Origin of the sequence: Centipeda artemidis DSM 19719 (genome assembly GCF_000426665.1) — a bacterium.
Taxonomy (GTDB): domain Bacteria; phylum Bacillota; class Negativicutes; order Selenomonadales; family Selenomonadaceae; genus Centipeda; species Centipeda artemidis.
Window position 1 is genome coordinate 16,688 of sequence record NZ_AUFU01000002.1, and the last position, 22,134, is coordinate 38,821.

General features: G+C 54.8%; 17 protein-coding genes. 16 read left to right on the forward strand and 1 reads right to left on the reverse strand.

Going from position 1 to position 22,134, the window contains the following annotated elements:
• Positions 1-124: 124 nt before the first annotated feature.
• The 10 genes from gdhA to K341_RS0102850 all read left to right on the forward strand — a co-directional run bounded on the left by gdhA (position 125) and on the right by K341_RS0102850 (position 11,558).
• Positions 125-1,474, forward strand: coding sequence for an NADP-specific glutamate dehydrogenase (gdhA, locus tag K341_RS0102805; RefSeq protein ID WP_026761775.1), 1,350 nt, complete (start codon positions 125-127; stop codon positions 1,472-1,474).
• A gap of 161 nt (positions 1,475-1,635) precedes the next feature.
• Entirely contained in the window at positions 1,636-2,460 is an 825-nt protein-coding gene (locus K341_RS0102810) for an undecaprenyl-diphosphate phosphatase (RefSeq protein WP_037349339.1), read from the forward strand.
• 12 nt (positions 2,461-2,472) lie between these two features.
• Positions 2,473-3,060: an aminoacyl-tRNA hydrolase gene (pth, locus tag K341_RS0102815; RefSeq protein ID WP_009658166.1), complete on the forward strand. Its 588-nt coding sequence runs from the start codon at positions 2,473-2,475 to the stop codon at positions 3,058-3,060.
• Between the two features lie 302 nt (positions 3,061-3,362).
• A complete protein-coding gene (gene glmS / locus K341_RS0102820; RefSeq protein ID WP_026761776.1) occupies positions 3,363-5,192 on the forward strand; it encodes a glutamine--fructose-6-phosphate transaminase (isomerizing) in 1,830 nt (609 codons plus the stop codon).
• Between the two features lie 96 nt (positions 5,193-5,288).
• Complete coding sequence (locus K341_RS0102825; RefSeq protein WP_026761777.1) at positions 5,289-6,548, forward strand: threonine/serine exporter family protein; 1,260 nt, start codon at positions 5,289-5,291, stop codon at positions 6,546-6,548.
• Positions 6,549-6,570: 22 nt separating this feature from the next.
• Positions 6,571-7,761, forward strand: a complete 1,191-nt coding sequence (locus K341_RS0102830; RefSeq protein WP_026761778.1) for a multidrug effflux MFS transporter — start codon at positions 6,571-6,573, stop codon at positions 7,759-7,761.
• An 83-nt stretch (positions 7,762-7,844) separates the two neighbouring features.
• The gene (locus K341_RS0102835; RefSeq protein WP_026761779.1) at positions 7,845-8,522 is read left to right on the forward strand and encodes a response regulator transcription factor; all 678 of its coding nucleotides are present in this window, start codon (positions 7,845-7,847) and stop codon (positions 8,520-8,522) included.
• Positions 8,519-9,820 (forward strand): sensor histidine kinase, encoded by a 1,302-nt coding sequence (locus tag K341_RS0102840; protein ID WP_026761780.1) that lies wholly within the window; start codon positions 8,519-8,521, stop codon positions 9,818-9,820. The genes K341_RS0102835 and K341_RS0102840 overlap by 4 nt, the downstream gene beginning before the upstream one ends.
• 53 nt (positions 9,821-9,873) lie before the next feature.
• A complete protein-coding gene (locus K341_RS0102845) occupies positions 9,874-10,713 on the forward strand; it encodes an energy-coupling factor transporter ATPase (protein ID WP_009658123.1) in 840 nt (279 codons plus the stop codon).
• A complete protein-coding gene (locus K341_RS0102850) occupies positions 10,698-11,558 on the forward strand; it encodes an energy-coupling factor transporter ATPase (protein WP_009658157.1) in 861 nt (286 codons plus the stop codon). The genes K341_RS0102845 and K341_RS0102850 overlap by 16 nt, the downstream gene beginning before the upstream one ends.
• 59 nt (positions 11,559-11,617) lie before the next feature.
• Here K341_RS0102850 and K341_RS0102855 read toward each other — a convergent pair whose 3' ends face one another.
• Positions 11,618-12,823: an HD-GYP domain-containing protein gene (locus K341_RS0102855; RefSeq protein ID WP_009658144.1), complete on the reverse strand. Its 1,206-nt coding sequence runs from the start codon at positions 12,821-12,823 to the stop codon at positions 11,618-11,620.
• Between the two features lie 237 nt (positions 12,824-13,060).
• On the opposite strand from K341_RS0102855, the gene K341_RS0102860 reads away from it, so the two are divergent.
• The 6 genes from K341_RS0102860 (at position 13,061) to carA (ending at position 22,134) form a co-directional block, all read left to right on the forward strand.
• Complete coding sequence (locus K341_RS0102860; RefSeq protein WP_026761781.1) at positions 13,061-14,536, forward strand: LCP family protein; 1,476 nt, start codon at positions 13,061-13,063, stop codon at positions 14,534-14,536.
• A 1-nt stretch (position 14,537) separates the two neighbouring features.
• Positions 14,538-16,454: an ABC-F family ATP-binding cassette domain-containing protein gene (locus K341_RS0102865; RefSeq protein WP_026761782.1), complete on the forward strand. Its 1,917-nt coding sequence runs from the start codon at positions 14,538-14,540 to the stop codon at positions 16,452-16,454.
• A gap of 1 nt (position 16,455) precedes the next feature.
• Positions 16,456-18,681 carry an SF1B family DNA helicase RecD2 gene (gene recD2, locus K341_RS11575; protein WP_051217772.1) on the forward strand — a complete coding sequence of 742 codons (2,226 nt, stop codon included), beginning with the start codon at positions 16,456-16,458 and terminating at the stop codon, positions 18,679-18,681.
• A gap of 149 nt (positions 18,682-18,830) precedes the next feature.
• Positions 18,831-19,775, forward strand: coding sequence for an aspartate carbamoyltransferase catalytic subunit (locus K341_RS0102880; protein ID WP_009348783.1), 945 nt, complete (start codon positions 18,831-18,833; stop codon positions 19,773-19,775).
• The gene (locus K341_RS0102885) at positions 19,772-21,064 is read left to right on the forward strand and encodes a dihydroorotase (protein WP_026761783.1); all 1,293 of its coding nucleotides are present in this window, start codon (positions 19,772-19,774) and stop codon (positions 21,062-21,064) included. The genes K341_RS0102880 and K341_RS0102885 overlap by 4 nt, the downstream gene beginning before the upstream one ends.
• Complete coding sequence (gene carA / locus K341_RS0102890; RefSeq protein WP_026761784.1) at positions 21,061-22,134, forward strand: glutamine-hydrolyzing carbamoyl-phosphate synthase small subunit; 1,074 nt, start codon at positions 21,061-21,063, stop codon at positions 22,132-22,134. Before K341_RS0102885 ends, carA begins: the two co-directional genes overlap by 4 nt.

The following is a 22,134-nucleotide window of genomic DNA, read 5'->3' on the forward strand; positions in this document are numbered from 1 at the left end:
TTTTTGTATTTTATTTGCATATTGTATTCATGCAATGAATCTCTATACAAGCTTTTCGCCCTGTGCTATACTCAGTCACGTTCGTTGCAGAGTCAATCGAACCACATGAAAAGGGGGATTTATCATGTCCAACATGAAGCAGTATGTCAACGATATTCTCAATCTCGTATCCAAACGTGACCCGGATCAGGCGCATTTCAAGAACACGGTGGAAGAGGTTCTGACCTCGGTTGTGCCGCTCCTCGAAAAGCATCCGGAGTACAAGGCGCATAAGATCCTCGAGCGTATGATCGAGCCGGAGCGCGTCATATCGTTCCGCGTGCCTTGGGTGGACGATAAGGGCGAGATTCAGGTCAACCGCGGCTATCGTGTGCAGATGTCGAGCGCGATGGGACCCTATAAGGGCGGACTGCGCTTTCATCCAAGCGTATCGCTTGATATTCTGAAATTCCTCGCGTTTGAGCAGGTGTTCAAAAATGCGCTGACGGGACTTCCCATCGGCGGCGGCAAAGGCGGCTCGGACTTTGATCCGCACGGCAAATCGGACAACGAGGTGATGAAGTTCTGCCAGAGCTTTATGACGGAACTCTACCGCCACATCGGACTGAATGTCGATGTCCCCGCAGGTGATATTGGCGTCGGCGGTCGTGAGATCGGCTACCTCTTTGGTCAGTACAAGCGTATTCGGGATTCCTATGATGCGGGCGTTTTGACCGGAAAACGTGTTGATTTCTGGGGGAGCCTGACGCGTACAGAGGCGACCGGGTACGGTCTTCTCTACTTCGTGAAGAATATGCTCGATGCAAAGGGCATTGATCTGAAGGGCAAGACGGTCGTTGTCTCCGGCGCCGGAAATGTTGCGACCTATGCGATTGAAAAGGCACAGGAATACGGCGCGAAAGTAGTCACTTGCTCGGATTCGAGCGGCTATATTTACGACCCGAACGGCATTGACCTCGCAGCGCTCAAGGACATCAAGGAAGTGCGCCGTGCCCGCATTAAGGAATACATCACGACGCATCCAAATGCAGAATATCATGAGGGGTGCCGCGGCGTCTGGTCGATTCCGTGCGATGTTGCTCTGCCGTGCGCAACGCAGGATGAGATCGATCTTGATTCTGCGAAGCTGCTTGTGGAAAATGGCGTGAAGGCGGTCGGCGAAGGCGCAAATATGCCCTCGACACTCGAGGCGATTGCATACTTTAAGACGCATCATGTACTCTTTGCGCCAGCAAAGGCGGCAAATGCGGGCGGTGTTGCGGTTTCGGCACTCGAGATGTCGCAAAACTCTGAGCGCCTGCAATGGACGTTCGAGGAGGTGGATGGTCGTCTGAAGGGTATCATGGAGAATATCTATAAGAATTCGAAAAAGAATGCGGAACTCTATGCCGATCCGGACGATCTTGTCGCCGGTGCAAACATTACGGCGTTCGCACAGGTCGCAGACGTGATGCTCGCACAGGGGCTTGTCTAAAACCATAAATTAGAATTGATGAAAGACTGCTTCGGCAGTCTTTTTTACATTATTTATAATTCCGGCGGTTCATTATGCAGAAAACCGTGAAATGTGATATAATGGGCGGGATTTTACCATTTGAAATTTGAGGGGAGCTTAGCATTTTGGAAATAACACTGATGGAGTTATTGAAGACAGTGATTCTTGGCATTGTAGAAGGGCTGACCGAGTGGCTCCCCATCTCCAGTACGGGGCATATGATTCTCGTGGACGAGTTCATCCAACTAAATGTGACAAAGGCTTTCATGGATATGTTCCTTGTAGTGATCCAGCTCGGTGCCATTCTTGCCGTCGTCGTGCTGAATGCAGGGAAGCTCAACCCGTTTCTGCGCCGAAAATCAAATGCGGAGCGGCGCGAGACGTTTGATCTTTGGGGAAAGGTCATTTTTGCCTGCATTCCCGCAGGGGCGATCGGGCTTGCGCTGAATAAGTATATGGAAGAGCATTTTATGAATGCTCCCGTTGTTGCGTCTATGCTGATTTTATACGGCGTTCTCTTTATCATTGTCGAGCGTTGGAATCGCGTGCGTACGCCGCGCATCGAGGATCTTTCACAGCTCGATTATCGCACGGCATTTATCATCGGAGTATTTCAGGTGCTTTCTCTCGTGCCGGGGACAAGCCGGTCGGGGGCGACGATCCTCGGCGGTATCCTGTTCGGCGCGAGCCGCTATGTGGCGACGGAGTTCACGTTCTTCCTCGCAATTCCTGTGATGTTCGGCGCGAGCTTTCTAAAGCTGGTGAAATTTGGCTTTCATTATACGGGGGCGGAACTTGTCATTCTTGCCGTCGGAATGGTGACGGCGTTTATCGTGTCCATTCTCTCCATTCGCTTCCTCCTGCGCTACATCAAGCGGAATGATTTCACGGCGTTCGGTTGGTATCGGATTGCGCTCGGCGTCGTCGTACTCGCGTATCTGTTCGCGGTCGGCGATCCGACCTAAGGGGGGCGTCCGATGAAAATCATTGCGGGGCTCGGTAATCCCGGCGCGGAATACACGCAGACGAAACACAACGTCGGCTTTATGCTCGTGGACGCACTGGCGCAGCGGTTAGGCGTATCCGCATGGAAAGAAGCCTTTTCCTCACTCGTCGCCGCGGTGCGCATCGGCAGCGAGAAAGTTTTCTTGGTCAAGCCGCAGACCTATATGAATGACAGCGGTTCAGCGCTCGGACCGATGCTGTCGTATTATAAAATTGATACGAAAGATCTCATCGTTGTTCACGACGATATGGATATTCCTGCGGGGGCAGTGCGAATACGAACCAAGGGCGGATCGGGCGGTCATAACGGAATTAAATCAATCATTTCTCATGTCGGTACAGAGGAATTCCCACGCGTACGCATCGGCATCGGGCGCCCGCCCGTAGGTTGGACGGTCATCAATCATGTCCTCACGCCTTTCTCGACCGATGATGCCTCTCTCGTAGGTGAAGCAATTGGGTATCTCCTACCCGCAGTCGAATACCTCGTAACAGACGGGGTGGATATGGCGATGAATCGGTTCAATCCGCGAAAGAAAAAGACTACGCGCGACGTTTAGGAGATACCGGAACCTGCAATTGACTTCTGTGGCTATTTCGGATAGAATGTCCCTGTGTATCATGGATACATAGGGATTTCTTTTATTGAAAAGAACGAAGTTCTTAGCGCCGGTTCTGAAATGGTACGGAATATATTTCAGAAAACGAGGAGAAGGTTGTCGACCCGTCGGCGGATGCCTTCCGGCACGCTCTGTCGAGAGTCTGCGGTCAAATCATGGGGGCGACTCCGTGGACAAAGCCGCAGACGGAGCGGAATCCCTGAGAGATGTTCTATATGTTCTATCAATCGGGAGGTATTTTTATGTGTGGAATTGTCGGGTATGTCGGAAATCGTCAGGCGGCGGAGTTTCTTTTGGACGGGCTGTCCAAACTGGAATATCGCGGCTATGATTCGGCGGGGATTGCGGTCTATGAGGACGGTGAGATCCACATTGAGAAGAGCGTGGGGCGTCTCGCGGCGCTGCGCGAGCAGATCAAGGGGCGCGTCCCGGTCGGCACGCTCGGCATCGGTCATACGCGGTGGGCGACGCACGGGCGGCCGTCCGATGTGAACGCGCATCCCCATGCGGATTGTCATAAAAATTTTGCGATTGTCCACAACGGCATCATTGAGAACTATCTGTCCCTCAAGGAAGAACTCATCGCGAAGGGACACGAGTTCAAGTCCGAGACGGATACGGAGGTCGTTGTCCACCTGCTTGAAGAGGTGTATGCGGGTGATTTCGTTGCGGCAGTGCGTGAGGTACTGCGCCGCATCGAGGGCTCGTATGCGCTCGCGTTCATGAGCAAGGCGCACCCCGATATGCTCATTTGCACGAAACAGGACAATCCTCTCATCATCGGTCTCGGTGAGGGGGAAAACTTCATCGCCTCGGATATTCCCGCCATCATTTCGCGCACGCGCCGCACCTATATTCTCGGTGACGGTGAGCTTGCGATTGTCCGCAAGGACAGCATCGAGGTCACGAATCGCGCGGGCGAACCTGTGCAAAAGAAAGTCTTTGAAGTGACGTGGAATGCGGAAGCGGCGGAGAAGGGCGGCTATGAGCATTTCATGCTCAAGGAGATCCACGAGCAGCCCAAAGCTGTGCGCGATACGATGAGTCAGCGCATTACAAGCGATAAGAAGGCGATTTCGTTCGAGGAACTTGCGTGGGACGCGGCCTACCTCAATTCGTTCAATAAGATTTACATTGTTGCGTGCGGAACGGCGTATCATGCGGGACTTGTCGGCAAATACTATATTGAAAAGCTGGCGCGTGTCCTCGTAGAGGTCGATGTCGCCTCGGAGTTCCGCTACCGTGATCCGATCGTGGACGATAAGACGCTGCTCGTCGTCGTCTCGCAGTCGGGTGAGACGAGCGACACGCTCGCTGCACTGAAGGAGTCGAAGCGGCGCGGGGCAAAGACGCTTGCGATCACGAATGTCGTCGGTTCGTCCATCGCGCGCGAGGCGGATCAGGTGGTCTATACATGGGCGGGACCCGAGATCGCAGTCGCATCGACGAAGGCGTATACGACGCAGCTCGTACTCTTCTTTATGCTTGCGCTCTATATGGCTGAAATCAAGGGGGCTATCGCACCAGCGCGCACGGCGCAGCTCGTTACGCAACTGCTCGAGATTCCGACGCAGGTCTCGGAGATTCTTTCCGATGTGGAACCGATTAAGACGTTTGCGAAGCAGTACGGGTTTAACGAGGATGTGTTCTATATCGGGCGCGGACTGGACTACTCGGTCTCGCTCGAGGGCGCGCTGAAGCTCAAGGAGATTTCCTACATCCATGCGGAGGCATATGCGGCAGGGGAACTCAAGCACGGCACACTCGCGCTAATCGTAGAGGGCGTTCCCGTGATCGCGTTGGCGACGCAGCGCAACGTCTACGAAAAGACGCTCTCCAACATCAAAGAAGTCAAGGCACGTGACGCTATAGTCATCGGCATCGCTGCCGAGGGCGATACGGAGCTGAAAAAGTATGTGGATCATGTGATCTATGTGCCGGCAACGGACGAATTCATCATGCCGATTCTCTCGGTGATTCCTCTCCAGCTCCTTTCCTACTATGCCGCTATCACGCGCGGGTGCGATGTGGATAAGCCGCGCAACCTCGCCAAATCGGTTACCGTCGAATAATATTATCTCTTGGATAGATACAGCAGAGCGTTTGCTCTGCTGTTTTTCTATGAAAGGGGTGACAAGCGCGCGCAATCATGTTATAACTATCTCATTATGATAAATGAGAAACAGCGCATCAATATCAACAACATCCTCGAGCGCGCCATCGACATCGGGCAGCGAATGCTGGTCACGGGGGCTGAGGTGAGCCGCGTCGAGCGCACGATTAACTTCATCTGCCGTGCCTACGGGGTGCGCCATGTCGACGTGATGGTGATTACCTCGAGCATCATCGTGACGATCCGCGGCGCGGACATCGGCATCCTGACGCAGATGCGGCGCGTTCCGCCGCAGAACTTTGATTTTCAGCGGCTCAAGGCGCTCAATCAGCTTTCGCGGGAGATCTGCGCGCAGCCGCGCACGTCGGATGAGATCAAGGAACGCATCCGTGCGATCGATACGATGGAGCAGACATCGCTATGGGCGTCCGTATTCTATTGGGCGATGATTGCGGCGAGTTTTTCCGCTTTTTTCGGCGGGCGGTTTGAGGATGCGGTCTGCGCCGGGCTTGTGGGGGCGCTCCTGCGCCTGATACAATACGCTCTGAGCCGTACGAAGCTGAACGCATACTGCTCGCTCGTCCTCTTGAGCTTCCTCGGAGGGATGCTTGCCAATTCGTTCCTATGGTTCGGGTTCGATATCCATCCTGCCGCCATCAATATGGGCAATATCATGCCCGTGATTCCAGGGCTCGCGCTGATGAACTCAATTCGCGATATGTTCAGTCAGGAGACGATCTCGGGGCTGCTCAAGAGTGCGGAGGCGATTATTTTGAGCTTGCTCATAGCGGCGGGGTTTGCATTCAGCGCGACGGGCACAATCATTGCGTTCGAAACGCTGTGGTGGGTCTATCTGCTCACCTCGCTCGTCGGCGGCTTCTGTTTCCATATGCTCTTTCACGGGCATATCAAAGACGCGGGGATGGGCGCAGTCGTATGCATGGGTGCGTGGGGCTTTACCATGCTGTTCGTTGCGCTCGATTGGAACGAATTTGCCGGGTACTTCGCGGGTGCGGTCTTTGCGACGATCGCGGCGGAGATATTGGCTCGGGTCTATAAATGTCCCGCGACGGTGTTCCTCATCATCGGCGTGATTGCAATGGTGCCGGGCGGCGCGCTCTACCGAACGATGTTCTATGCAGTATCCGGTGATTGGGGAAAATTCGGGATGCAGGGCATCAAGACGTTCCTCTATGCCGTCTCCATCGCTGCGGGCATCGTCATCGCAACGGCGATATGGGAGACAGTCAAAGACCGCTTGTTGTCATATAAAAAGAAGGGCTCGCACATATCGGGGGATGCGTGCGCGCGATAACGTACGGGGAAGCGGGGATACGATGGCTTTACGCGGGCGCAGCCGCCTTTGGCTTACAGTGTTTTTAGGAATCATGACGGCGATCGCGCCGCTCTCGACGGATATGTACCTGCCGGCACTGCCGGAGGTGCAGGCGGACTTTGGTGTGTCGACGTCTCTCATCCAGATGACGCTCACAATGACGACACTCGGGATGGCGCTCGGGCAGATCCTCGCGGGACCGCTCAGTGATTTGTGGGGACGCAAAAAACCGCTGTTCATCGGGATGCTTGTCTTTATCGGGGCAACGCTCGGCTGCGTCCTTGCCGAGGACATCGATTATTTTCTGTTCTTTCGTTTTTTCGCGGGTTTTGCGGGGGCAAGCGGCATCGTGATCGCGCGTGCGATTGCTCGGGACGTGTGCGAGGGCGCGGAGCTCACACGGTTCTTCGCCGTACTCATGATGGTCAACGGTCTCGCCCCAATCTTGGCGCCTGTTATCGGCGGGCAGATCCTGCTCTTTGCATCGTGGCGCGCGACGTTCGTCTTGCTGACACTCATCGGCGTGGGGCTTGCCGCCGCGACGCTCGCTTACAGTGAGACGCTGGCGAAAAAGGCGCGCAGCAGCAATGTGACGGACTCGCTGAAGAAATTTCCGATACTTCTCAAAAACCGCTACTTCTTAGGGCATTGTCTCGTGCAGTGTTTCGTATTCGGCGCGTTCTTCTGCTATCTTGCAGGCTCATCCTTTATCTTTCAAAATATCTACGCGGTATCGCCACAGGCGTACAGCTTGATCTTTGGGGCTATTGGACTGGGGCTTCTCGTCACGGGAGTCCTGCCCGCGCGTCTTGCGGGACGCGTGCCGGACGTGCGTCTGCTGAAATATGCGGTGCTTGTCCCACTCCTTGGCAGTATTCTGCTTTTGACGGGATTTTATTTTACCGCGCCGCTGCTCGTGATCGTGTTGCTGCTCTTCCTGACAGTCGTTCCGCTTTCGGTGATGGGCGCCGCGAGCTTTTCCCTCGCGCTCACACGGCAGGGGAAGAACGCGGGGAGCGCATCCGCGCTCATCGGCTGTTCCTCAATGCTCCTCGGCGCCTGTATGATGCCCGTGGTCGGCATCGCAGGAGATCATACGGCACTGCCGATGGCAATCATCATGGTCACGTTGTATGCGCTCGGGGCTCTCGTGTTTTTCTCCATGATCGCCCCGGAGCACCGTGCGGTATAAGATTTTCAGCTATCTTTCACATCGTTTCCGTATACTTTAGTTGCGGTATACATAATGTTTGATATATGCCGGAGGATGATATTATGCGGGTGTTGCTTGCCGAAGACGATCTGCGTCTCGGAAAGTTGATCCAATATATGTTGGAACAAAACGACATTACGGTAGAATGGGTCACAAACGGGGACGATATTTATGAGTACGCGACGTATACGGAGTACGATATTCTCATCCTTGATTGGATGATGCCCGGCGAGAGTGGTGTGGACGCGTGTACGCGTCTGCGCAAGAACGGCTATGACCGTGCCATTCTCATGCTGACGGCGCGCGACTCCGTAGAGGATCGCGTAACGGGACTGGATGCGGGTGCGGACGACTATCTCGTGAAGCCGTTCGAGTTCTCAGAGCTTCTTGCACGTCTGCGCGCACTTGGGCGACGGTCGACGCAGAAGATCCAGCACGAGGTGGACGAGATCGGCGGATTCCGTCTCAACCGCACTGCCAATATCCTTGAAAAAAACGGAAAGATGATTCAGCTCTCTCCGCGCGAGTTCCAGCTCTTTGACCTGTTGGCGCAGAATATCGGCATCGTCGTTCCGCGCGACATCATATTGGATCGTATTTGGGGGCTGGAGTCCGATGTCAGCTCCAATAATATCGACTCCTATATGAAAATGCTGCGCAAAAAACTCGATGCGGCGAGCGAGGGCGAGGCAATCAAGACGATACGCGGCGTCGGTTATAAACTAGAGGCGTCGCATTGAGCGAGCAGAATGTCTTTGGCCGCAGCCGCCTGCGGCTCATGCTTCGCTACGCGCTTGTGATGGGAGGATTGGTCATTGTCCTCCTCTTTGCTATGCATAAAACGATGGAGTGGGCGATTACTTCGGAGCAGGCGCGTGAACTGCTCGAGACGAGCAACGGCATCGCGGAATCGCAGATCTATGCGGAGCTCCACGCAGAGGGCGACGCTGATGAGGCGCATCTGTACCGCAGTACGAACGATCGCCTGTTTTACTACGTCTTTAACGATCAGGGGCATCTGATTAAATTCTCACGCGCTTCCTATCGCATTGAGTCCTTCATTCTCGATATTGTCGGGGCGTGGAACGCGCCCGAGGGAGAGGTACGCGTATTTACGAAGACGGACGAGCGAGGCAACCGGACGAAGGTGATGATGACGGCAAAGGCAGTGCTTGCCCCGCCGCTCCCACCGCAAACCGTGTTCGTCGGCAAGGACGTGACGGCGATGTATAACGGAATGGAGAAGGCAACTTCGGCGCTCGCTGTGCTCGGTGTCATCGCGCTCACCTTTGCCGCGGGCATTGGCTATGTGCTCTCGGGCGGTGCGATGAAACCTGTCCGAGAGGCGTATGAACGCCAGCGTCAATTTGCCGCCGATGCCTCCCATGAGCTGCGCACGCCGCTCGCGGTCGTGCTCGCGTCTGCCGATCTCCTGCGCAGTGATACGTCCATTACCTCGCCGTTCCTCAAGCAAGTCATCGAGGACGTGCGCGACGAGGTGAAGAAAATGACGAAGCTCGTCGGCGATCTCCTCACGGTCGCGCGAACGGACGGAAAGGCGAATCAGCTCAAAATCTCGCATATGGACATCGTATCCGCTGCCCGTCAGACAGTGCGCATCATGCGCCCCTTTGCGGAGAAGAAGGACATTGTCATCGAGGAAGTTCTGCCGAAGAAATTGGAGATCTATGCAGACGAGCAAAAGATACGCCAGCTCATCCTCATTCTTGTGGACAACGCGGTAAAGTATACGCAGGAACATGGAAAGATCAAGGTATCGCTCATGGCGGAGAAAGGGGAGATACACCTCACCGTTGCTGACAACGGTATCGGCATCGAGCCGGAGCATCGGGAGCGCATCTTTGACCGATTTTACCGCGTGGACAAGGCACGCTCGCGCCGCATGGGCGGGAATGGACTGGGACTTGCGATCGCACGCGGTATTGTGGAGGCGCATCACGGCGAAATTTCTCTCGAAAGTGCTGTGAACGAAGGCACGACGTTCCATGTGCGCCTGAAAGAAAAAACCAAAAGCTAGATAAAACATATACCATATATACAGGGTAAAAAGTTGTGCTGGGAATTGATACGATGAAGGATGAGACATTGATCCGCCTCGAACATGTGACGCATACCTATATGAGAGGAGAGAACGAGGCGCACCACGCACTCAGCGACGTCTCGCTGTCCATAAAGTCAGGAGAATTTGTCGCGGTACTGGGGGCGAACGGATCCGGAAAATCAACGCTTGCGCGTCATCTGAACGCGCTGCTTCTCCCGACGGAGGGGGCGTGTTATATTGGGGGACGAGATACGCGCGATCCAAATTTGTGCATCGATATTCGCCGGGATGTCAGTATGGTATTTCAAAATCCGGACAATCAGCTCGTTGCGGCAACTGTCGAGGACGACGTTGCCTTTGGCCCTGAGAATCTCGGTGTTCCGCCCGAGGAAATCCGCAGGCGTGTAAGCGAAGCTCTCTCGCTCGTCGGGATGGAGGCGCGGCGGCAGGATGCGCCGCACCTGCTCTCGGGCGGGCAAAAGCAGCGCGTTGCGATTGCGGGGGCGCTCGCGATGCAGACACGCGTATTGGTGCTTGATGAGCCGACGGCGATGCTTGATCCGAGGGGGCGTGCGGAAGTCCTGGACGCGGTACGGATGCTGCACGAACGATACGGAATGACTATCGTCTACATCACACATTTCATGGAGGAATCTGTTGCTGCCGACCGTATTGTACTGATGAACGCGGGGCAGATCGTGATGGACGGAACCCCGCAGGAAGTGTTTGACGATCCGCAGCGCGTACGATCGCTCGGTCTGGACGTTCCACTCGCGGCTGAGCTCGCGGGGCGCCTGCGCTGCGGCGGGATTAACCTCCCGCATGGGATATTACGAGATGAGGAGCTGATCCGTTGTCTATCCGAGTAGAATCCGTTTCCTATACCTATATGGAGGATACGCCGCTCTCGCATACAGCGCTCCATGAGCTCTCGCTGACCATCCCCGACGGCTCCTTTACGGCGATTGCGGGGGAGACGGGCGCGGGCAAGTCCACACTGATGCAGATCATGGGGGGGCTCGTCACGCCGACGAAGGGCAACGTGTTTGTTGACGATACGGCTCTGTTCGGTGCGTCCGGCAAGGAGCGCAAGCCGGCGTTAGCAGCGCGTCTGCGCGTCGGCATGGTGTTCCAATATCCGGAGCATCAGCTCTTTGAAGAGACGGTGTACGAAGACATCAGGTTTGGATCTAAAAATCAAGGACTCGCAGAGGAAGAGATTGATGCGCGCGTTAAGGATGCGATGCGGCTCGTGGGACTTGACGAAAGTTACGGAGCGCGTTCTCCATTTGCACTCTCGGGCGGGGAACAACGGCGTGCCGCCATCGCGGGTGTGCTGGCGCTCGCGCCCCGGTATCTCATCCTGGACGAGCCTGCGGCGGGGCTTGATCCCTGCGGCAGAGAATCGCTGCTGTCCCTGCTCACTATGCTGCATCGTGAACGGGGCATGACCGTCATCCTCGTTTCTCATAGTATGGAGGATATATTGCGCGTGGCGGATCATCTTGTGTTGCTGGCAGCGGGACAAGTGATTGGTACAGGTGCGCCGCAAGAGCTCTTTCTCAACGATGCACTTCTGGAACGTACGTCGCTGCGTGCGCCACATATCCTGACGCTCGGGAAAAAACTTGCGTCAGCGGGATACGATACCGCCGGATGCACGTCCGTGGAGGAGATGGCAGCTCGCATCCTCGCGCGGAAAAAAAATAAATGAAAAAGCCGGATCATCGCTGTCCGGCTTTTTGTATGCACATTTTATTTTTATGCAGTTGATTAATTGATGCGCGGTGGAGCCTTTATGCCCGAGGAGACGATTCCTGCCTCTTTATCCTTTGCACGCGCCTCTTCCAAATAATAGGAGGGATCGACGCCGAGCTCATGGATGAAATGATAGAGTTCGTTGCCCGTTGGAACGACTTGAATGGATTCTGCTCCATGATCTACTTCTGAAAGATCGATTTCCGTGCGTTCATTCAATAATTTTCCATTCGTATCGGCGAATCGGATGATGATCGGCGTCTTGGTTCGTCCAAACCGACTCTCCTTCACGACGGCAAATCCAAAAGTCGTTTTTAGAACGACCCCTTCCGGATAGAGAGCTACATTGTTAAAGAACTTATCAATCAGTTTCTGGTCAAACTGTCCTTTATTGATGTTATGCATAATGTTATAGGCGATATTTGGCATATATGCTTTTTTGTAAGGGCGTTCACTTGTTAATGCGTCATAGACATCAGCGATTGCCGTTATCTTTGCAAAGCGGTGAATCTCATCCCCCTTGATACCGCGCGGATAACCCGTCCCGTCGATATGCTCGTGATGCTGTCCTGCGATTGCCGCTAAAATACTCGTCTTTGGAAGATTATGCATCTTAACGATGCGGCGTGCACCTGCACTTGGATGCTGCCGAATCATCTCGAATTCTGTCTGTGTAAGACTACGATCCTTATTGAGTATTTCGTACTCCACATCGATTTTCCCAAGATCATGCAGCAGCCCCCCCAATGTAATAAGAGAAAGCTCCTCTTTCGGCAGATGACAGAGCATTCCCATCATTGCCGAGAGAACAGCGACATTGACGCTGTGCGCAAACGTATATGCATCGTGCATACGAATATCAGTCAACTGCACGAGGTTTTCACGATTATTGAAAAGATCAAAGACAATGGCATCAGCAACTTTTTCGAGTGGTGCGGCATCGAGTGTCCCGTTTTCTGTGACCGATTGAAAGGTATCATAAACGGCACTGATCGCCTTGACACGTGTCTTTTCCTCAATGACGTCCGGCGGCGGTGCGACACGGTGGCGCGGATCCATCGACGTGACAGTCACGGTCTGTATACCAAGCTGTCGAAGTTTACGAATATATTCAATAGTCACGGGTCGTCCCTTGACAAGATAGCTTCCGCCGGCAGTATTAAAGAGACTTTGCCCAAGAATCATGCCGTCCTCAAGTTTCGATATGGGAAGTCGCAGCATAGTCCTCTCCCTCACCCTTGTGCCATCGATACAATGCTCTTACCGGACATTCCCTAGAGCATCTATATTCGCACATATAACTTAATAAGTATATCAAACTAATATTTATAATAAGTTTACATGAATTGCTCTCATTTGTAAAGTGCCTTTCATGTAAGAGGACAATTTGCATAGAACGCCCGTTTTTGCTATACTGAAGCATAATTTCTTTACGATGAAGGGACGCCGTACGCCGTTATGAAAAAATCTGATACAACCGACCAAGAAGAAAAAGGAAACCATATACTTTTTATAAAATATGCGGGTGTTGTATTCGCATTTTCCTTTGTTGTTGTATGTTCACTTTATTATATGGGGGGGGATTATCTTTCGGAGTCGCTGGGCGATACGACGGTATTCCGATATGGTGAAAAAGATCAATTGTCATATGTCTTATTGATGGGCGTCGACCGCAGGGAGGGTGATGCAGGGCGCAGTGATACGCTGATGCTCGCTGCCATCGATGAAGCGCATGGACACGCGTCTCTGCTCTCGATCCCGCGCGATACACGCATAAAGGTGGGGAATTACGGTTACGATAAGATCAATCATGCCTACGCATATGGTGGGCATGAGCTGACACTCTCGTCGGTCAGTGCACTGCTCGGCGTACCTGTGACACATTATATTCTCGTGGATACTTCTGCGTTTGAACGTATTGTAGATGCCGTTGGCGGCGTCGATATCGACGTTGAAAAGCGGATGCATTATGAAGATCCGTGGGATGATAACGGAGGGCTCGTCATTGATCTCTATCCGGGACTACAGCATATGGACGGTGCTCATGCGATTCAATATGTGCGTTATCGGGACGGTACGGGGGACATTGGGCGCATCGCGCGTCAGCAGGCATTTATGCGTGCGTTTTTCGCGCAGCTCATCTCGCCGCAGGTGTTCCCGCGGCTCGCCGCGCTGATGGACGAGCTGACACATGCGGTCGAGACGGATTTGTCGCCGCGTCAGCTCATAACGGCTGTCAGGCGGTTTCAAGACGTTGGCACGGAAGGGCTGAAGATGCAGACGGTGGAGGGGACGCCCGCTTACCTAGGAGATGTCAGCTACTGGATTCCGGATATTGAGGAAACGCGCAAAACGTTGTTTGAAGAAAATGGACTCGATTTTCCGGAGGATATGAGGGCGCAGGCAGCGCTTGACGCTGCGGCGTACCGTTCGGATATGCCGGAGCGTTTACGCATAATGACGGAACCATCGGGCAAGGACGTACTTCCGTCCTCCGACGAACTCCTTGCCGAAGGTGATCGTGAAATCGAAGCTCGCCGCGCGGCAGAGCAGAAATCAAACCGGGAAAAATCAGCACAGAAGAATGAGGCAAAAGAGACGCAGGAAACGAAAGTATCTGCTACGGAAGATCAGCAGAACGATATTTCCGTTATGGTCATCAATTCTAGCGGTATCGACGGTGCGGGGGCGGCGGTTGCCGATGTACTGCGCGCGAAAGGATTTCAGATTTCAAGCGTAGAGACGGGACGATCCTCGGATCGTCCAAAGACTGCGATTATGACGGCGCAGGCGCATGTTGATCTGTTTTACGGCATGCCGTTTCCGTGCGTTATTATGCCGGTGGACGGCGCGGGTGACCGGCAGGCGATTGTCATCATAGGGAAAGATTACGGCGGAGATCCATCCAAGAAAAAGGGGCGTATGGAAGAATAATATGGGACGGCTAAAGGTTATCGGTCTTGAAAAATCATACGGCATCCGTACGCTGTTCTCACAGGTGAATTTCGAAGTGATGCCCGGCGACAAGGTCGGTCTGGTCGGCGCGAACGGATCAGGAAAAACAACGCTGATGCGCATCCTGCTCGGGCGTGAAGAGTCCGATGCGGGGCAGGTGCTCATCGACCGTGCGGATACGGTCGGCTATGTGGAGCAGCAGGCAGAGTTCGCGGACGGCACGCTGTATGAGGAATTTCGGCGCGCGTTTTCGGACATTATCGCGCTCGGCGCACAAAAAGAGGAGATGGAACGGCACATCGCAGCGGGAGCGACGGAAGAAGAGCTGAGCGCCTACGGAAACCTCGTCGCACGGTTTGAGGCGCTGGACGGTTATGAATTCGAGAGCCGCATCCGGCGTGTAGCGTTTGGACTGGGATTTTCCGAGGAGGATCTTACAAAGAACGTCCGCTATTTTTCCGGCGGGCAGACGACGCGCATCTGTCTTGCCAAGGCACTCCTTCGGGAGCCGGATTTCCTGTTTTTGGACGAGCCGACGAATCATCTCGACATCGGCATGATCGAATGGCTGGAAAAGTTTTTGCAGAACTATCGCGGCGGCGTGCTTCTCATATCGCATGATCGTTATTTTCTCGACCGCGTGACGACGCGCATCCTCGAACTTGATCACAGGGAAGTGACGGCATATACGGGTAATTATACGCATTTTATGCGCGTCAAGACGGAGCGGCGCGCGGCGCTGCAAAGCGCTTATGAAAAGCAGCAGGCACATATCAAAAAAACGGAGGAATACATTAGACGCTATAAGGCTGGAATCAAGGCGAAACAGGCGCGCGGACGGCAAAGCCAACTAAACCGTCTGGAACGCATCGTCCTGCCGCCTGCAGCCGCGGCGTTCAACTACTTCGCGTTCAGTCCGCCGCCGGAATGTGCGCAGCGTGTGGCGGAGATGGAGGATATTTCGTTCTCCTATCAAAATCATCCCGTGTTGAACCGCATCTCCCTCCTCATCCGCAAAGGAGACGGCGTTGCGCTCATCGGCGAAAACGGCGCGGGGAAGACGACGCTCCTGCAAATCCTCATTGGAGAGCTGGAAGCAAGCGGCAGAATCAAAATTGGCAGCCGCGTTAAAATCGGATATTTCTCTCAGCAGCACGAGGGGCTTGATCCAGCGAAAACGGTGTTGGACGAAATCTGCTACACGTTCGGTATCGACGAGGAACATGCACGCGGGTATCTCGGCGCGTTTTTGTTCCGCGGCGACGATGTACTGCGGCTCGTCGGCGCGCTTTCCGGCGGAGAACAGGCGCGTGTGGCATTTTTGAAGCTCATGCTGACGGGAGCAAATTTCCTCGTGCTGGACGAGCCGACCAACCATCTCGACATCCCCGCGCGCGAGGCGGTGGAAGAAGCGCTGATGGCGTTTCCGGGGACGTTCATCGCCGTTTCGCACGACCGCTACTTCCTCGATAAGGTCGCCAACTGCACACTAGAGCTCGCGAACGGAAAAATTACCGAGTATCTAGGCAACTATAGCTACTATCTGATGAAGAAAGAAGCGGAGGCGGAAGCCGCATCCGCCGATGAGGAAAAGGACGAAAAAAAGGCGGTTCAGCCGCCGACCGCTGCAAAATCCGAAAAAGCGAGTACCGCTACGAAATCAAACGCATCGTATCCGACGCGTATGAGCGACGCCAAACGCAGGGAACTAACGGATCGTGCGGAAGCGGAGATCGCCATGGCAGAGGCAGAGCTCAAAGGACTGGAATACGAGATGAATAGACCTGAAACGCAGGCAGATCCTGTGCGGAGCGGTGCGATTGCCGAGGAATATGCGGCGAAGGAACGAGAGATTGCCGAGCGTTATGCGCGATGGGAACGATTGATGGAGGAATAACATGGACACCGGGCAAAACCTTGGATTTCGTTCCGAAGAAGACGAGCTGACGGGAACCGTCGACCATATTGTTTTTTCATCGAATGACGGCGCGTTCTCTGTGTTTCGTCTGCGTTTGGACAATAAGGGAAAATGCACCGCCACGACCAAGGGCGCCGCGCCGCTGGTTGGGCAGGAGGTGCGGCTCATAGGATTTTGGGTAACGCATCCGCGTTTTGGACGCCAGTTTCAGGCACTGCGGATGCGCGTCGCCGCGCCGACCAATGCGGCGGGGATGGAGCGTTTTTTGGCGTCCGGCGTCATCGACGGCGTGGGCCCCGCCATGGCACGGCGCATCGTGGACAGATTTGGCGCGAAATCTTTTGCCATCATCGAGACGGCGCCGCATCGGCTCAAGGAAGTCCCCGGCATCGGCGCCAAGACGCTGGAAAAAATCGTGTCGTCCTATATGCGCCAATCTGAACTGCGCGATATTATGCTGTGGCTTGGGGATCACGGTATTACGGGCGGCTATGCGGCGCGCATCTTCAAGGCGTACGGCTCTCTCGCCGTGCAGGTGCTGGAAAAATCTCCCTATCGGCTTGCGCAGGATATTGACGGCATCGGCTTCATGACGGCGGACGCTATCGCCGTCGCCGCCGGATGGGAAAAAAATGCGGCGGAGCGGATTGCTGCCGGTATTACCTATGAGCTGTCCATGATTTCATCCGGCGGACACTGTTGTATTCCTGAGCGTATTTTGACCGATAAAGCCGCGCAGCGTCTTGGTGTATCGCGCTCAGAAGTGATGGATGTCCTCGCGTGCGAGGTAAAGGCGGGACGTCTTCATGCGGTGGATGAGATGGGCGAGCGTCTAATTTACCCGACGCCCCTCTACCAAGCCGAGGAACGCACCGCACGGATGCTGCTGACACTTCAGCGGGAAGCGGAGTATATCCACATGGATGACGCCAAGGCACGTGTTGCTGCGTGGGAAGAAGTGCATGAGGTACATCTCGCCGCGGCGCAGAGAGAGGCAGTGATCGCCTCCCTCTCGAACGGAATCCTTGTGCTGACAGGAGGCCCCGGGACGGGGAAGACAACGGTCATCCGGAGCATCATAGATATTTTGGAAGAGCAGGGACTGGAGATTCTGCTCGGTGCGCCGACCGGGCGCGCGGCAAAGCGGCTCTCGGAGGCGACGGGAAAACCAGCGGCGACCATTCATAGAATGCTCGAGGCACAGGGCGGCGAGGAGGGCGCTACGCACTTTGGGCGTGATGCCGAGACGCGGCTCGAGGCAGATGTCATCATTATCGACGAGGTGTCGATGATGGATATTGTGCTGATGTTCCATTTTCTCTCTGCCGTTCTCCCCGGGACACATATCATCTTTGTAGGCGATGTGGATCAGTTGCCGGCGGTGGGCCCCGGATCCGTTCTCAAGGATATTCTGCGTGCGGGTGTCATTCCGAGCGTACGCCTAACCGAAATTTTCCGGCAGAACAGTGCGGGAACGATCGTGCTCAACGCACATGCCATCAACGCCGGGCGCATCCCAACATTTTCCGCGGCGGACTTCTCCTTTCTTCCCTCGGTCTCAAGCGAAGATGCGGCGGCGCAAATCGTTCGACTTTCGGAACAGTTGCTGCGCAAGCGCGGCGGCTCCTCTATCATGGATATACAAGTTCTTTCCCCCATGCGCCGAGAGGCGTGCGGCGTGGATATGCTTAACGGGCGTCTCCAAGCCGCACTGAATCCGCCCGCGCCGGACAAGGCGGAAATCGGATGGCTGCGCATGGGCGATAAAGTGATGCAGACGCGCAACGACTATACGAAAGGCGTGTTCAACGGAGACATTGGAACGGTCTCATGGATAGACAGTGAGCATGTTGTCGTCCGGTTCGCAGAGGACATGGATGTCTCCTATACGCGTGACGAACTTTCGTCTCTCACTCTCGCCTACGCGATGAGCGTTCACAAGAGTCAGGGGAGCGAGTACGCGGTCGTCATTCTGCCGCTCGTGCGCGCCCATCATGTGATGCTCCAGCGCAATCTGCTCTATACCGCAGTAACCCGTGCCAAGGAAAGAGTGATCATCGTCGGCGACCGTGCCGCACTCTATACCGCCGTCAGTAACGACCGGACGCGGCGCCGCTATACGTTGCTGGCGGAACGGCTTACAGAAAAATTTGAATTGACATCGCGCATAGAGTTGATTTTTCATCTGCAAAAACGTATAATATGAAGAACGATATTACCTTTTAAGAGGTCCCGTGAGGCCTTAAAGGAGTTTTCAATGACATGCAAGACACAATCCGTTTATCCATTTTTAGAATACAGGCTTTTCTATGCATTTGCGTGGAAGAGCTTTTTTATTGCTGAAGGAGGGCGAATATGAGTCGGGAGCTATCGCTGAAAGGGCGCGATATTCTTGCGCTGGAGGATTTTTCCGCAGACGAGATCCGTTTGATTCTAAGCACGGCGCGGGAGATGAAGAACATCGTCGGGCGCGATATTAAAAAAGTGCCCGCACTGCGCGGGAAATCCATCGTCACGCTGTTCTACGAGCCGAGCACACGGACGCGCACGTCCTTCGAGCTTGCGGGGAAATATCTCGGCGCCGACGTCGTGAATATTACGTCGGGAACCTCCAGCATCGTCAAGGGAGAGAGTCTGCGCGACACACTCTATACGATCGAGGCGATGGGCGTGGATGCCATCGTCATGCGGCACAAGGCGGAAGGCGCCGCCGCCTATGCGGCATCCGTTGTTTCACCGGTTATCGTCAATGCGGGAGACGGAGCACATGCACACCCTTCGCAAGGGCTCCTCAATCTCTATACGATCGAAGAATATGCAGGAAAACTCGCGGGGCTCAAGGTCGCAATCCTTGGCGATGTCCTGCACAGCCGCGTGGCGCGTTCCGATATACAGGGGATGCGCAAGATGGGGATGGACGTCCACATCGCGGGACCAAGGCCTCTCCTGCCGCGATTCCTGCACGAAGAAGAGGGGATTACCGTGCACGACCGGGTAGAGGACGCACTGGAAGGTGCGGATGTCGTCGAGGTGCTCCGCATCCAGTTGGAGCGCATGAAGGGCGGACTCTTCCCGTCGACACGCGAATATGCGCGCATCTACGGGCTGAATGAAGCTCGACTGGGGCTTGCGAACAAGGACGCCATCGTGCTCCACCCGGGACCGATGAACAAGGGCTGGGAAATCTCGGAGTCCGTTGCCTATCATGTCCAGTCTCGGATTCAAGAAGAAGTGAGGAACGGAGTCGCCGTCCGTATGGCGCTCTTTACGCTGACGTTGATGGGAGGAAAACACGAATGAGTACGCTGCTCTTAAAAGGCGGAACAGTGATTGATCCCGGCTCAAAACGAAACGAAGTATCCGATGTTCTCATCGAAAACGGCATCATTCAAAAAGTCGGTAAAAACCTGAAATCTCCTGATGCCGAGGTCTACGACGCCACGGGGAAAATCGTCACCCCGGGGCTCATCGATATGCATGTCCATTTCCGCGAGCCGGGACAGGAGGCAAAGGAGGATTTTGCCTCCGGATCGCGCGCAGGCGCGGCGGGCGGCTATACCACGGTTGCCACGATGCCGAATACGAGTCCCGTGGTTGATACTGCCGCGCTCGTGCGAAGTCTGCAAAAGCGCGCCGAGGATGTGTCGGTGATCCATATCCACATCATCGGCGCCGTGACGAAGAATCAAGAGGGCAGGGAGCTTGCGGAACTGGGCGATATGGTGGAAGCGGGCGCTGTCGCGTTCTCCGACGACGGACATTTTGACCCGTCGGCAAAGGTGCTCCTCAGCGCCTATGATTATCTCGTCCCGTTTGATAAGGCGATCATCAACCATGAGGAGGACAATTCCCTCGTGGAGGACGGTGCGATGAATGAGGGACATCGGAGCGCGATGCTCGGGATTAAGGGGCGTCCGACGGTCGCCGAGGATATTGCCGTCGCGCGCGACGTCATGCTTGCGGAGTACGCGGGTGCGCACGTCCATGTGGCGCATATCAGCTCCGCGCGTGCCGTTCAGATCGTGCGTGAGGCAAAGGCGCGCGGTGTGCGCGTGACGACCGAGGTCACGCCGCATCATCTGACCATGACGGACGAATGCGTCAATCCCGTCGACAGCTCTACGAAGGTCAATCCGCCGCTGCGTACGCAGAAGGATGTCGATGCGATGGTGGCAGGGCTTGCGGACGGAACGATCGATATGATTGTCACGGATCACTCGCCCCACGAGCGCGAGGATAAGGATCGCGAGTATGTCTATGCGCCGAGCGGCTTTCCGGGGCTTGAGACCGCACTCGGCGTCGTCCTGACCGATCTCGTTCATACGGGAAAAATGGATATGGAGACAGTGATCGAGCGCATGAGCTATGCACCGGCACGCGTCTTCCGGCTGAATGCCGGCACGTTGAACGAGGGCGCTCCCGCCGATGTCGTCGTCATCGATCCGCAGCGCCTTTGGACGGTGGAGGCGGAAAAGTTTTATACGCGAGGAAGCCATTCCCCCTTTGTCGGAAGGAAGCTCAAGGGGAAAGCTGTGCTCACTGTTGTCGACGGTGAGATCGTTATGAAGGACGGTGTGGTCGTTAAATGAAAGGAAACCTGATCCTAGAAGACGGCGCAATTTTTCCCGGGACATTGCTCCAAGGCAGTGCGGCATCGGTGGGAGAAGTCGTCTTTACCACTTGTATGACGGGCTATCAGGAGTGCCTTACCGACCCGTCTTTTTGCGGGCAAATCCTGACGATGACCTATCCGCTCATCGGGAATTACGGTGTCGCGGAGAAATTCATGCAGGCTCCGCAGCCCTTTGTGCGCGGTTTTGTCATTGGCGAACTCTGCGATCTTCCGAATAATTGGCAGTCCGAGGGGACACTTGTAGATTTTTTACACAAATACCACATTCCATGTCTATATGATGTAGATACAAGAGCTGTTGCACGGCATATTCGTTCTGCAGGCGCGATGAAGGGCGTTCTTGTTCCGTCCGATACTTCCGATGAAGAGGTTCGTCGGCTCCTAGCCATCGAGCTGCCGGACGATCATGTGGATACGGTAACGACGCGCGAAGTCTATGTGCTTGAGACCGACGTTTCAAATGCTCCGCATATTGTCGCTATGGATTTTGGCGTTAAGCGCAGTATTTTGCAAAATATCAATCGTATCGGCGCAAAGGTGACTGTCGTTCCCGCTCATACCACTGCCGAGGAAGTCCTCGCGCTAGATCCGGACGGCGTGTTTCTCTCCAACGGCCCGGGAGATCCGCAGGATGTTCCGGAGATCGTGGCGGAGATTCAAAAACTTGTCGGCAAGAAGCCCATCTTCGGTATTTGCCTTGGGCATCAACTGCTCGCGCTGACGTTCGGTGCAAAGACATACAAGATGAAATTCGGTCATCGCGGCGGCAATCAACCCGTAAAGACGCTAACAACGGGACAGGTACATATCTCCGCGCAGAACCACGGCTATGCGGTCGACCCCGCCTCTCTTGCCGGAACGCCTCTCGAGGTAACCCATATCAACGTCAACGACGAGACGATTGAGGGACTGCGGCATACGTCGCTCCCGATATTTTCCGTACAGTACCATCCGGAGGCGGCGCCGGGTCCCGACGACAATATGTACCTCTTTGATACGTTTTGGGATTTGATGAAGGGAGTGTAA